The sequence below is a fragment of the Pelagibius sp. genome (assembly GCF_965249265.1).
In the GTDB taxonomy this organism is placed as follows: domain Bacteria; phylum Pseudomonadota; class Alphaproteobacteria; order Kiloniellales; family Kiloniellaceae; genus Pelagibius.
Map to the genome: position 1 here is coordinate 5,243,346 of NZ_OZ252224.1, position 12,598 is coordinate 5,255,943.

The following is a 12,598-nucleotide window of genomic DNA, read 5'->3' on the forward strand; positions in this document are numbered from 1 at the left end:
TTTTAGAGCGCCTCGGCATTGGTCTCGCCGGTGCGGATCCGCACGGCGTGGCCGATGTCCATGACAAAGATTTTTCCGTCGCCGATGCGCGCCGTGTTGGCGGAGCTCTGCACCGTTTCCACGACCTGCCCGACCAGCTCGTCCGAGACGGCGACCTCGATTTTCACTTTGGGAAGGAAGTTCACCGAGTATTCCGCCCCGCGGTAGATCTCGGTCTGTCCCTTCTGCCGGCCGTAGCCTTTGACTTCGCTGACCGTCAGGCCCTCGATGCCGAGACCCGTCAGGGCCTCGCGCACGTCATCCAGCTTGAACGGCTTGATAATGGCCATTACCATTTTCATGATCAGGCTTACCCCTCTCCTCACCAGCACCCTTGCGAAAACGATGGCCCCGGGTGCAAGGGGGGCCGCTCGCCGGGCGCCGCGCCCGGGTGACTCCGCCGTATCAGTGGGGCTGGATCAGTGGGACTGGCCCAGCGGGACGGCGGTCTCGGGCCTCACAGAGTCAAGAAGCGTGCCAAAATGATGCTGCGCTGCAAAAAAGCCGGAAATCGGCGCTTTGCCGGCTTCAGCGGTTTAAGCTGTTCATTTGTAGACCTATTATAAATACTGCCTATTTTTTACGCTTTGACTAAGAGCAGATTAAAAAATAGGCAGTACACGAGCGAATTCAGACCCGTGGGCTTAGCGGGTTGCTGAAATAGGGCTCTGGAATCCTTGGCCATCCTTCGAGACAGCCCATAGAGCAGATCCGGGTTGGATGGAATCGCTTTAGCGATCCATCCAACCCGGTGAATCTGCTCTAATCTTAGGTGTAGAGCGGATTCACATGGTTAGACGGAAACACCAAAGTGTTTCCGTCTAACCATGATCCGCTCTAGCGGGGCTTCCTCAGGATGAGGGTTGCTTTGAATCCAGCCATTGAGCCTCATGCTGAGGAGGCGACCCTGATCCTAAAGGGGCGCCGTCTCGAAGCATCGCTGCGCCGAACTCATGCTTTTTCGGCAATCCCTTGGAGCATATCTGTTGTTTCCGCAGCGCCGCAGGGCGTTGGCCTGCGACAAGCTGTCCGGCCGGCGGGGCGTTTGCGGACTTGCCGGGGGGTGCCGGGCTTGTAGTCTTTCACTAAGGTCTCCGGGGACTAAGATCTCCCGGCACTAAGGTCTCCAGGTGGGAGACCGGGATTGGGGAAACGGCCATGCTGAGCGCGGCGCAGAAGCGGCAGTTTGAGGAAGACGGCTTTCTGGTGGTCGAGCAGGTGCTTGATCGGACCCGGGTGCTCGATCCGCTCATGGCGGAGTACGCGGCGGTCCTGGACGGGCTCTGGCGCGAATGGATCGCGACCGGCGCGCTGGACGCGGACGACTCTGATGGCAGCTTTCAGGACCGCATTCTGCGGATCTATGCCGCCGGGCTCGACTATTTCCAGCCGCTCGACATCTCCCTGCCGCCGGGGGCGATAGCCGAAGACACGCCGTTCCACGCCGGGCCCGCCGTCTTCAACATGATGACCGACGAGCGGCTGCTGGATCTGGTGGAATCCGTCATCGGGCCGGAAATCACCTCCAATCCGATCCAGCATGTGCGCATCAAGCCGCCCGCCGTCGATCTTCGCGCCGATGAAATCCGCGCCCACATCACCGCCACGGGCTGGCACCAGGACCGGGCGGTGACCCTGGAGGAAGCCGACGAGACACAGATGGTGACGGTCTGGGTCGCGGTGACCGAGGCGACGGAGGAGAACGGCTGCCTGCAGGTCATTCCCGGCAGCCATCGCGGCGCCATGGTGCCGCACTGCCCCAACAGCGGCAACGTGGGCATTCCGGCGGCAGCGATGGCCGGGCGAGAAGGCAAACCGCTTCCGGTCGGCCCCGGCGGCGTGGTGCTGTTTCATCCGCTGACCATTCACGGCTCCCTGGCGAACCGCTCGCAGGACCTGCGCTGGAGCTTCGACATCCGCTACAACAGAACCGGCGAACCCACCGGCCGCCCGATGTTCCCGTCCTTTGTCGCGCGCAGCGCCGCCCGGCCGGAAAGCGTTTTGCGCGATCCGGCGGCCTGGCGCCGGCTTTGGGAAGAGGCCCGGGCAAGGCTGGCACAACAGGAAACGACGACGATCCACCGCTGGTCGCCAGATGCGGCGCATTGCGCATAAGCAGAGAGTTTTGAGCAGGAAAACCCAGTATGACGAGACAGGTATGACGGCAGAAGTCGAAACCGAAGTTCTGATCGCCGGCGGCGGCATGGTGGGCCTCAGCCTTGCCGTCGCCCTGGCCGATGCCGGCCTCGCGGTGATGGTGGTCGACCGGCTCGACCCGGCGGCGATGAAGGAGGAGGCTTTCGACGGCCGCTCCTCGGCCATCGCCCGCGGCTCCCAGCAGGCGCTTTCCGTGCTCGGCCTCTGGCCGGGCATGGCGGAAGCGGCCTCGCCGATCCTCGACATCCGCATTTCCGACGGCCATCCTTCCGGAAGGAATGGGGGTTCCGAAAGGCGCGGCGGTGCCTCCTCCCTGTTCCTCCACTTCAGCCACCGCGATACCGAGGAGGGACCGGCGGCCGACAAGGGCATCCCTCCCGACATCCCCCCCGACATTCCCCCCGGCATTCCATTGGGCCACATCGTCGAGAACACCGCCATCCGCCGGGCCTGCCTGGCGCGGGTGAAGACCCTGCCCAAACTCGATCTGCGGGCGCCGGCGGAACTGGCCTCGGTCGCGCGCAGCGCCGCCGGCGTCAAAGCCGTGCTGGGCGACGGCACCACGGTTTCGGCGCGCCTGCTCGTCGCCGCCGACGGGCGCGGCTCGGCCCAGCGCCGCGCCGCCGGCATTGCGGTGACCGAGGTCGGCTATGGCCAGACCGGCATCGTCGCCACCGTGATGCATGAACGCCCGCACAACGGCGTCGCCCATGAACACTTCCTGCCGTCCGGGCCCTTCGCCCTGCTGCCGATGACCGATGCCGAGGACGCCGAGGGCCGGATCGTACATCGCTCCTCCCTGGTCTGGACCGAGCGGACCAATCTGGTACCGGCCATGCTGGCGCTGGACGACAAAGGTTTTGCCGCCGAGCTACAGCGCCGTTTCGGCGACTCCCTGGGGCAACTCGCGCTCTGGAGCGCGCGGCGCTGGTCCTATCCGCTGTCGCTGCTCCATGCCGAACGTTACATCGACCAGCGCCTCGCTCTGGTGGGCGATGCCGCCCACGGCATTCATCCCATTGCGGGACAGGGTTTGAATCTCGGTCTGCGCGACGTGGCGGCCCTGGCGGAATCCATCGTCGATGCGCGCCGTCTCGGTCTCGACATCGGTTCGCCATCGGTCTTGCAGCGCTATCAGCGCTGGCGCCGCTTCGACAACATGGCGCTGATCGTTGCGACGGATTCCCTGAACCGCCTGTTCTCCAGCGACCTGCCGCCGCTGCGTCTGCTGCGCGACCTCGGCCTCGCGGCGGTCAACCGCCTGCCGCCGATGAAACGCTTCTTCATGCGCCACGCCATGGGCCTGGTCGGCGAACTGCCCCGCTTGGTGAAGGGCGAGGCGCTGTAGCGGTCATACTACGGTCGCAGACGAAATGTGAATGCCGCACCGTGGTGATTGAAACAAATGCCCCCTCACCCTCCCACTTCGTGGGCCCCACCCTCTCCCACGAGGGGAGAGGGTGGCAGCAGACTCCGGCATCTTTCTTGGCTCTCCTCTCCCCCGGCCTAAAGCAACTGGGTGGGAGAGGGCCGGGGTGAGGGGGTTTTGTTATGTGGGCAAAAGTCACGCGGTGACGGGATGCCCGTCGAACTGTTTTGCATCGTCACAGATTTCGTACCACGAGGGTTTTTCCGCGACGAACTCGTGGAACTGGTTCTGCAGAGAAAGTTCGCTGTCGAGCGCATTGGCGGCAATTGGGAAACTGTCTGCCTCCGACAGGATCTCACCCAGAGCGGTGCCGCAGATTTTGCAAAAGCAACGGCCGTATTTGTATGGGGAGACGGGTTCGAAGAGCTGGACGTGATCGCGTCCTTGAATCCATTTCAGGTCTTCCTTCCTGACGAAGACGATGGCGCTGGCACCGACCTTCCGGCATCGCGTGCAATGACAAGTCCCCATCATCGATGGTTCGGCCGAGAGTTCGAATTTCACCGCTCCACAGCAGCAGCTTCCATGGATCATTGCACTTTCCTCGCTTTATCAGGCTTGGATCACAGAAAAGAACAATAAGTGAACATTGAAAACAAGACAATGCCATGAACGAGTTCAATCCTGCCTTTAGAGAGCGGATCGATTGAGTGCGGTATCAGACGTTCCGCATGGCAGTCGCGCTGATAACAAAGGCCCCTCACCCCGGCCCTCTCCCGCCCAGTTGCTTTAGGCCGGGGGAGAGGGGGAACCAGAAAGAGTGGCGGAGTCTGTTGTTACCCTCTCCCCTCCGTGGGAGAGGGAGGGGCCCGCGAAGCGGGAGGGTGAGGGGCCTTTTTTGCTTCTTCATGCCTCGAACTGAGACGAGATAGAGCCCTTCAGATCTCGAGGCTCAACAGGGCCTCTTCGTAGGGGAAGTCGGAGAGCAGTTGCGCGCCGTTTTCGGTGATCAGGACCTGCTGTTCCATCTTCACGCCTTCGTGGCCGCCTTCCTCGCCGATATAGCTTTCGACGCAGACCGTCATGCCGGCCTGGAAGACGCCGTCGTAGCCGGAGCGGGCGAAGTCCTTGACGTACTTTACCGCCGGGTATTCGTCGCAGAGGCCGACGCCGTGGACCACGACGGAATAGCGGTTGGCAGCGCAGGAGGGCGGCAGCGTCCAGGCGCGCTCCGACAGCTCGCGAAAGCCGAGCCCCGGCTTCAGCAGTTCGGCATTGGTCTCGATCTGCTCGCAGGCGAGTTGATAGAGCCGGCGCTGTTCGTCGCTCGGCCTGCCGTCGCCGCAGAAGAAGGTGCGGGAGATGTCGGCGCAGTAGCCGTAGGGGCCGATCAGGTCGGTGTCGAAGCTGACGATGTCGCCGGCCTTAATGATGTTGTCGCTGCATTCGCGGAACCAGGGATTGGTGCGTCCCCCGGCGCTCAGCAAGCGGGTCTCGATCCACTCGCCGCCCTGGGCCGCGTTCACTTCGTTCATGACGGCCCAGAGCTGGTTCTCGGTCATGCCCGGCTCCAGGCGGCGGCGCATTTCGCCGACAGCGTTTTGACAGACGGCGATGGCGCGCGCCATGGCCTTCAATTCCTCCGGGCCCTTGATCACCCGGGCCAGCTCCGTCACCTCCTGGCCGTCATGGATGGTGATGCCCAGGGCCTGCAGCGCGGCGACGCCCATCGGCTCGCACTTGTCGACGGCGAGGCGCCGGTTGCCGCCGCCGTGACGGAACACCAAGTCGGCGATCTCCGCCGCCCAGGTCTTGGCCTGCTCGGCGGCGCGGGGCCCGGCCTCGAAGTAGAACCAGGAGGTGCCCGGTCTGATTTCGTCGATCACCTCGATATCCTCGGAGAGGTGTTCGCAGTTGTGAAAGTCGAAGATCACCACCGGCCCCTCGGTGGCGACAAAGCAATAGCGCACGGCGTTGTGCAGGCACCAGACCGCCATGTTGCGGCTGTCGCAGGCATAGCGCACGTTGATCGGGTCATAGAGCAGGATGCCGGCGTAGTCGTGGCGGCGCAGTTCGGCGCGCAACCGCGCCAGGCGATAGGCGCGCAGCGCGGGCCGGTCGACTCCCCAGGGATCGACGCTGGAGGGATCGACGCTGGAGGGATCGGCGCTGGGCGGATCGACCGTACCGCTGGTTTCCATCGGGCCGGTTTTTATGGCGGCGTTGTTCTCCCCGTCGGGCGTCATGACAGTTTTTCCCTCGCCGTTTCCGCTTCAGCTTGCCAGGGTGGCGGGGGTCGTCTTGTCCGCCTGCGACGCGGCCCATGGCGGAGATGACAAAGGCTTCTCCGTGATCCTGCATTGTCCCGATACATCTGCGCCGTTGCGCAAGCGCCGGGCCGGGCCCTAACCTGCCCGCTCTTAATTTGCCGGACGTCGCCGGGATCACCTTGCGGAGCGCAGTCCATGCATATCGGTTTAATCGGCGGCATCGGCCCCGCCGCCACCATCTTTTACTACCGTGAACTCACGCAGGCTGCGGCGGCACGGGGTATCGCGCTCGACCTGACGCTGGTTCATGCAGATGTCTCGACGCTGCTGGGCAATCTCGCGGCGGAGGACACCGTGGCGCAGGCGGCGATCTTCCGGTCTCTCACCCAGCGCCTCGCGGCGGCGGGGGGCGAGGCGGTGGCGGTGACCTCCATCGCCGGACACTTCTGCATCGAGGACTTCAAGGCGGTCTCGCCGCTGCCGGTGATCGACCTGCTGGCCTCGGTGCCGAAGCGGCTGCGTGCGGCGGGCTACAAGACCGTCGGGATCCTCGGCACCAAGACGGTCATGCAATCCGGCATGTACGGCTGTCTCTCGGGACTGAAGGTTCTGCAGCCGGCCGGTGATTCCTTGGATGCTGTACATCAGTCCTATGTCGAGATGGCGACCGCGGGTGTCGTCACCGCAGCGCAACGCAATGTCTTTTTCGACTGCGGGCGCGATCTCTGTGCCGAAGGCGCGGAAGCCGTGCTGCTCGCCGGCACCGATCTCTTCCTCGCCTTCGAGGGCCGGGACCCGGGTTTCGAAGCCGTCGACTGTGCGCTGCTGCACCTGGCCGATATCGCCGAACAGGCGGCGGGTTAGAGCCTTCCGATCTGATTAGGGGTTGCGATTGGATCTCTTGGTTTCGGCTAGTTCCTTCACGAAAGACTGCTCATAGGAATTAATGCCGAAATCTGAGCTCTGGTACAAACATATACCTATGGTATTTTATCTTAAGATGCTGAAATCGGATAAGGCGTAGAGACCCGGGCGAGTCAATTTTGCAACATTGAGCCAAAATTGCCGTTTCTGGCTTTAAGGACTGGTTGACAAAGATGGCTTATATGATGATATCAGACTTGAATTACCCGCCGGCAGCGTGCTGTTGGCTCAAGGGCCGCTCTCCGGAGCGGCTCTTGCCGTTTGGTGGGTTCGGATGATGGGCGCTTGGGTCTACGTAGATGGTTTCAATCTGTACTACGGCGCTCTAAAGGGACGACCAAACAAGTGGCTTGATTTGAAGCAACTGACTTTGCGGCTGCTTCCTCATGGTCGTGCTGTGGAAAAGATCAAATACTTCACCGCCAGAGTGTCGGGTGCAGGTGACCCTGACGCTCCTCGGCGGCAGCAAGCCTATCTCAATGCTCTTGCGACCCTCCCTGAAGTGGAAATCCACTTTGGCAACTTCTTAGCAAAAACAATCTGGCGACCATTAAACAATCTTCCGGTCGCGGGTCGCCAGATCCACTCCGCTGTTCCGCCGATAGTCTTTGGAAGTGGCAATCATTTAGTTTCTGGCCAAAGGCGCCAGACAATGAGCGTGGGTTCCTATCCTACACAAGGCCAACATCAGGGTAGACGTCGTCGCATGCCGCGACCTTTGCCAGACGCGCTAATCGTTGAAGTTCACACGAAAGAAGAAAAGGGATCAGATGTTAATCTGGCTGCTCATCTCTTGAACGATGCGTGGAAAGGTTCGTTCACTGAAGCAGTAGTGATCTCGAACGATACTGATCTGGTCACCCCGATTGATATGGTGGTTACAGAACGCAAGTTGCCTGTGACCGTAGTGAACCCTCAAGAGGGCTCTAACACCGCGCCTGCGTTAGTCAGGGCAGCCACTCATGATCGGCACATCAATCGACCAATGCTTTCAGCGACACAGTTTGCAAATCCGATCGTGTTGCCTAACGGTCGCGAGATCAATAAGCCGCTAGATTGGTGATGCTGTTTTAAGCGCGCACTTATGCCTAGGGGTCGCGGCTGAGGCCTTTGGCGGCGAGACTGTCCAGATAACCCTGCCAGAGCGTGTCCTTTTCGCGGCCCAGCTTGTGCAGGTACTGCCAGGAAAAGATGCCGGTGTCGTGCAGATCGTCGAACTTGATGCGGACGGCATAGTTGCCGACCGCTTCGATGTCCATGACGCCGACGTGGCGGCGCCCGGCCACGGTCGTCTTCTGGCCGGGCCCGTGGCCCTGAACCTCGGCGGAGGGGCTTTCGACACGCAGGAACTCAGCCGGATAGGTGAAGGTCTCGCCGCTGTCGAAGCGGATTACCAGCGTCTTGTCTTCGGAGACGTAGCGGATTTCCTCCGGCCAGTGCTCGGTGCCGAAACCCTGCGCGTTGTCTTCCTGTACGGTCATCCTAGACTCTCTTCGTTTTGAACGGCTGGAGTCGCCTCGGCGTTAATCAAACAACATCTAATCATCCAGCCTGCGGGCTTCGTCGACCAGCATGATGGGGATGCCGTCGCGGATCGGGAAGGCCAGGCGGGCCTGGCGGCTGATCAGTTCCTGGGCTTCGGAGTCATAGTCCAGCGGCGCCTTGGTCAGGGGGCAGACCAGAATCTCCAGCAGCTTGGGGTCCACCGCCCCATGACCTGAAGCGTGACCGGATGCAGTGTTGTCGGTGGGTTTGTCTGACATGTGTTCGGCTCCGCTTCTCTGCTGTGGCCGCCCATATGGCTGCTCAGTGGGGCTTGGCTTCGCTTTCGCCGTCGCCGCTGTGGGTCGCCATCTCCATGATGGCGGTCAGGGTCTCGGCCCGCTCGGTCAGGCTCATGGCTTCCAATAGGGCCTGCTTCTCCGGCGCGCCCAGCGGGCAGATCATGGCGAGGGAGGTGACCAGCCTTTCATCCCCGGTTTCTTCGATGGCTTCCCAGTCGCCCTCGATGGCGTTGGCCTCGAAATAGGCGCCCAGCACCTTCACCAGCCGTTCGCGGTCGATGGCGGCTGTGTCTTCCTCCATGTCGTCGCGGAAGCGTGCAAAGCCGGGTTCCACCCGCCGGTAGCTGTCGCTCGGCAGTTCGCGCACCACGTCGAAACGGATGAGGCCGGAGAGGGTCACCAGATAGCGCCCGTCGTCGGTTTCGTTGAACGAGGTGATGCGCCCGGCGCAGCCGGTTTCGTAGACCTTCGGCACGTCGCCGTCGCTGCCGTCCTCGACCGGCTGCACCATGCCGATCAGCCGGTTGCTGGCCATGGCATCGTCGAACATCGCCAGATAGCGCGGCTCGAAGATGTTCAGCGGCAGGCGCCCGCCGGGCAGCAGCAGCACGCCGCCGAGCGGAAAGATCGGCAACACCTGGGGCAGGTCGTCGAAGGCGGGATCAAAGGCGGTTCGGCTCATGGGTATCCGGGTGCTGGCGAAGGCTTGGGAACAGGCAGTCTAGGAAAACAGCAGCGACGAGAGCCGCCGCCGGTTTTCGATGGTCAGCGGATCGGTCGGGCCCCAGGCCTCAAAAAAAGTCAGGAGCTGTTTGCGGGCGCCGTCGTCGTTCCACTGGCGGTCGCGGCGCATGATTTCCAACAGCTCGTCGGCGGCGGCCTGCTGCTGTCCGCTGCCGTGCAGGGCCATGGCGAGGTCGAAACGCGCCTGATGATCGTTGTGGTCTGTGGCCACCTTTTCCATGAGCTGGGGGATTTCGCCGGCATCGCCGGCCTGGGCCTGGATGTCCAGCTGCGCGGCGACCGAGGCGAAAGCGGGGTGCTGGCGCAGTTCGTCGGTCAGGCCCTCGAACATCTCCTGGGCGGTCTCCAGGTCGCCGGCCGCCAGATAGCAGGCCAGCAGGCCGGCCAGCGCCTCGGGATTTTCCGCGTCGTGCTGCAGGACCTGGGAAAACAGGGCCGAAGCCGCGCCGGCGTCGCCGGCTTCCAGCGCCGCCTGGGCCTGCTCGATGGCCTGCTCGATGGGGCTCGGCCCCTTACCGGCCTCACCGGCCTGGCGCAGCCGCTCGACGAAGGCCTTCACCTCGCTCTCCGGCTGGGCGCCCTGGAATCCGTCGACCGGCTGGCCTTGGAAAAAGGCGTAAACCGTGGGGATCGACTGGATGCGCAACTGCCCGGCAAGCTGCTGGTTCTCGTCGATGTTGATCTTCACCATGCGCACGGCGCCGCGCGCCGCCTTGACGGCGCTTTCCAGCATCGGCCCCAGCTGCTTGCAGGGCCCGCACCAGGGGGCCCAGAAGTCGACGATCACGGGCACATTCATAGAGGCCTCGATAACGTCCTGGGCGAAGCTCTGCTGAGAGCTGTCTTTGACGATGTCGCCCGGCGTTTCCCCCGCCATATCCGGGGCGGCTGCGTCGCCGATGATCGGTTCCATGCTTGGTTTTCCGTTTAACTGCTGGTTGAAACTATTGTTATTGACGGCTTCTACGCGGAAAAGCCCCGCGAGAAGGCCCGTTAGGCCCTCAAAGCCCTTGATCCTGTCCAATAAATGGCTGCTTTGCCCCCAATAGGCAAGTCCACCTGCCGCGTTCCCTGGCCGCAGGCCTCTCCCGCGTCCTTATCCCCTGTCCTGATCCCGGGTCGATTGTTTATCCCAGGTCGATCATTTGCGGCGCATGGTCTTCGGCTTCCAGAAAGCGGATCAGGTCCTGCGGGCTGATCGCGGTGGTGCGGTCGTTCATCAGCGGGTGGCAGTTGACCAGGTCATGGTCCATCACGCCGCTGTCGAGCACCATGGTGACGGCCTGTTGCTTGTCGTTGATCACGGCAAAGGGCGTGACCGAGCCGGGCAGGATGCCGAGATAGGTCATCAGCCGGTCGGCGCTGCCGAAGGAAAAGCGCCCGGCTTCGAGCCGCCGGCCCAGATCCTTCAGGTCGATGGCCCGGTCCTCCAGACAGGTGACCAGCCACATGGCCCCCTTTTTGTTGCGCAGGAAGAGGTTCTTGATATGGGCGCCGGGCAGTTCGCCGCGCAGGGCCTTGGCCTCCTCGACCGTGAAAACCGGCGGATGGCTGACGGTCTTGGCGTCGATGCCCAGGGCCTCAAGCCGCGCCAGCAGGCTTTCGGGCGCCGTCGGCAGGGCCGCCTCAGGACTTTGCTCCGGGCTTTGCGGGGTGCCGGTCTCGGCCATGTTTTTCTCCTGTCCTGCAGCGGATGGTGCGTCCCTTAAAGGGCGCCGCCGTTAAGCCTTGCGTAGCAAATGGCTAATAGCCTTGGGTTTGCGGGTCGGGCAAGCGGGAAATCCGTTGTCGGGGCGGTCCCGATAGTCAAAAGCAGGACTTGCAAAGCGCGGCGAAAGGCGGTATCTCCGCGCTTCGCCGATGCGGGCGTAGCTCAGGGGTAGAGCACAACCTTGCCAAGGTTGGGGTCGTGAGTTCGAATCTCATCGCCCGCTCCAGTTTCTCGCGGATTTCGCGGCGTCAAAGCGTCTCCTTCAGTGAAGGGGGCGCTTTTTTCGTTGCGGCGGCCGCCGGGCAGGCTGAAGGGCCAGAACAGCGAGCGGTCACTTCACTGCCGGTTTTTCGTCCGCCTCGGCGAAGGCTTCGAACTCCGCGCGCAGCCAGGCCTCGAAAACCTTCAGCTTGTCGGGTGTCCGGCGCTGCGCGGAGGTCACCAGCCAGTAGGCGAGGCCGGTCTTGTGCCGGCCGGGGAAAGGGGCGACGAGCTGGCCGTCGGCGATGGCATAGGCCGCCAGGGTCGGCCAGGCCAGCAGGATTCCCTGTCCGGCAATGGCGGCCTGCAGGCAGAGGGAGGCGTCGGAATAGACCGATCCCTCCGTCAGCGTGAGGCCGCTCAGCCCTTCCGGCGCCAGCCAGGCCTCCCAGGTGAACATCGACCCGTGGTCCTGCAGAACCGGGACTTTCGCCAAGTCTTCGGGCTTGGCCAGGGTCCCGGCCACGGCGGGGCTGCAGACCGGAAAGACCACCTGGTCGATCAGATGGGCGGCCTTGACGCCGGGCCAGTCGCCTTTGCCGATGCGTATGGCGACGTCGATGTCGGAATGATCGAGGTCGGCGAGATCGGGCGAGGCATCGATCCGCAGCTTCAGGTCCGGGGCCCGTTCGGTAAAACGGCTGAGGCGCGGCACCAGCCACTTCGCGGCCAGCACCGGGGGCACCGATACGGTCAGGGTGTTCACGGCGGCGGCGCGGCCCAGGGCGGCCGCCGCCGCCAGATGACGGAAGCCCGCGCTCAGATGGGTGAGCACCTGGCTGCCGAAAGGCGTCGGCTGCAGGCCCTTGGGCGCGCGGAAGAAAACCGGCTGGCCGAGCTGGGCTTCCGCCTTCAGCACCTGCTGGCTGACCGCGCCGAGGGAAACGCCCAGTTCACCCGCCGCCGCCGTCAGGCTGCCGAGACGCCCGGCGGCCTCCACCGCGCGCAGCCCGTTCAGGGGTAGCTGGTTCAGTTCTTTCATATAGAAAAACTATAGTCCCATAGCAAAAAATGCGAGTGATTTTCAAATTCCAGCCCGCCATATCTATAGGCATGGTTTGGAATTTGGATCTTTTCTGGCAGCATTGGCAGAACCCGCTTTCGGGCCTCCTGGCCCGCTTTGCCAAGCAGGGCGACCTGCATCTTGCGCAGCAGGCGGCCTGGCGGCGGGACCCACTGTCGCACCCGGACCTGCAGGCGATGTCGCAGCGCGCGCTCGACGATCTGCCTTTCGACCCCCGCGCCTTCAGCGACGACTAACAGCAGTCTTCTGCGGCCGGAGTCGGCATTGCTCCGTCATTAACGAGCCATGCTCGAAGCCTTCCCCGATGCGAAGCCG

Annotated in this window: 14 protein-coding genes and 1 tRNA gene; 6 read left to right on the top strand and 9 right to left on the bottom strand. The window is 63.1% G+C overall.

The window, feature by feature from the left end; translation table 11 throughout:
* Positions 1–2: 2 nt before the first annotated feature.
* A complete protein-coding gene (locus tag ACP146_RS24375) occupies positions 3–341 on the bottom strand; it encodes a P-II family nitrogen regulator (RefSeq protein ID WP_422369356.1) in 339 nt (112 codons plus the stop codon).
* A gap of 856 nt (positions 342–1,197) precedes the next feature.
* Between ACP146_RS24375 and ACP146_RS24380 the strand changes: the two genes are divergently transcribed.
* Together ACP146_RS24380 and ACP146_RS24385 are read left to right on the top strand one after the other, a co-directional pair.
* Positions 1,198–2,154, top strand: coding sequence for a phytanoyl-CoA dioxygenase family protein (locus ACP146_RS24380; RefSeq protein ID WP_422369357.1), 957 nt, complete (start codon positions 1,198–1,200; stop codon positions 2,152–2,154).
* A gap of 43 nt (positions 2,155–2,197) precedes the next feature.
* Positions 2,198–3,544, top strand: coding sequence for a UbiH/UbiF/VisC/COQ6 family ubiquinone biosynthesis hydroxylase (locus ACP146_RS24385; protein ID WP_422369358.1), 1,347 nt, complete (start codon positions 2,198–2,200; stop codon positions 3,542–3,544).
* 216 nt (positions 3,545–3,760) lie between these two features.
* Here ACP146_RS24385 and ACP146_RS24390 read toward each other — a convergent pair whose 3' ends face one another.
* Complete coding sequence (locus ACP146_RS24390) at positions 3,761–4,159, bottom strand: GFA family protein (RefSeq protein WP_422369359.1); 399 nt, start codon at positions 4,157–4,159, stop codon at positions 3,761–3,763.
* Between the two features lie 344 nt (positions 4,160–4,503).
* Complete coding sequence (locus tag ACP146_RS24395) at positions 4,504–5,811, bottom strand: M24 family metallopeptidase (protein WP_422369360.1); 1,308 nt, start codon at positions 5,809–5,811, stop codon at positions 4,504–4,506.
* 219 nt (positions 5,812–6,030) lie between these two features.
* Here ACP146_RS24395 and ACP146_RS24400 point away from each other — a divergent pair, with 219 nt between their 5' ends.
* Complete coding sequence (locus ACP146_RS24400) at positions 6,031–6,699, top strand: aspartate/glutamate racemase family protein (RefSeq protein ID WP_422369361.1); 669 nt, start codon at positions 6,031–6,033, stop codon at positions 6,697–6,699.
* 283 nt (positions 6,700–6,982) lie between these two features.
* Entirely contained in the window at positions 6,983–7,822 is an 840-nt protein-coding gene (locus tag ACP146_RS24405; protein WP_422369362.1) for an NYN domain-containing protein, read from the top strand.
* Between the two features lie 25 nt (positions 7,823–7,847).
* Here ACP146_RS24405 and ACP146_RS24410 read toward each other — a convergent pair whose 3' ends face one another.
* The 5 genes from ACP146_RS24410 to ACP146_RS24430 form a co-directional block, all read right to left on the bottom strand.
* Positions 7,848–8,240 (bottom strand): gamma-butyrobetaine hydroxylase-like domain-containing protein, encoded by a 393-nt coding sequence (locus ACP146_RS24410; protein ID WP_422369363.1) that lies wholly within the window; start codon positions 8,238–8,240, stop codon positions 7,848–7,850.
* 57 nt (positions 8,241–8,297) lie between these two features.
* Positions 8,298–8,522 carry a Trm112 family protein gene (locus ACP146_RS24415; RefSeq protein WP_422369364.1) on the bottom strand — a complete coding sequence of 75 codons (225 nt, stop codon included), beginning with the start codon at positions 8,520–8,522 and terminating at the stop codon, positions 8,298–8,300.
* Positions 8,523–8,565: 43 nt separating this feature from the next.
* Positions 8,566–9,225, bottom strand: a complete 660-nt coding sequence (locus tag ACP146_RS24420; RefSeq protein WP_422369365.1) for an LON peptidase substrate-binding domain-containing protein — start codon at positions 9,223–9,225, stop codon at positions 8,566–8,568.
* Positions 9,226–9,264: 39 nt separating this feature from the next.
* Positions 9,265–10,200 carry a thioredoxin gene (trxA, locus tag ACP146_RS24425; RefSeq protein WP_422369366.1) on the bottom strand — a complete coding sequence of 312 codons (936 nt, stop codon included), beginning with the start codon at positions 10,198–10,200 and terminating at the stop codon, positions 9,265–9,267.
* 214 nt (positions 10,201–10,414) lie between these two features.
* Positions 10,415–10,957, bottom strand: a complete 543-nt coding sequence (locus ACP146_RS24430; RefSeq protein ID WP_422369367.1) for a prolyl-tRNA synthetase associated domain-containing protein — start codon at positions 10,955–10,957, stop codon at positions 10,415–10,417.
* Between the two features lie 192 nt (positions 10,958–11,149).
* Here ACP146_RS24430 and ACP146_RS24435 point away from each other — a divergent pair.
* Positions 11,150–11,224, top strand: a tRNA-Gly gene (locus ACP146_RS24435).
* A gap of 105 nt (positions 11,225–11,329) precedes the next feature.
* Here the strand turns inward: ACP146_RS24435 and ACP146_RS24440 are convergent.
* Positions 11,330–12,241 carry a LysR substrate-binding domain-containing protein gene (locus ACP146_RS24440; protein WP_422369368.1) on the bottom strand — a complete coding sequence of 304 codons (912 nt, stop codon included), beginning with the start codon at positions 12,239–12,241 and terminating at the stop codon, positions 11,330–11,332.
* A 71-nt stretch (positions 12,242–12,312) separates the two neighbouring features.
* Between ACP146_RS24440 and ACP146_RS24445 the strand changes: the two genes are divergently transcribed.
* On the top strand, positions 12,313–12,519 hold the full coding sequence (locus ACP146_RS24445; RefSeq protein ID WP_422369369.1) for a hypothetical protein: 207 nt from the start codon (positions 12,313–12,315) through the stop codon (positions 12,517–12,519).
* Positions 12,520–12,598: the final 79 nt, after the last annotated feature.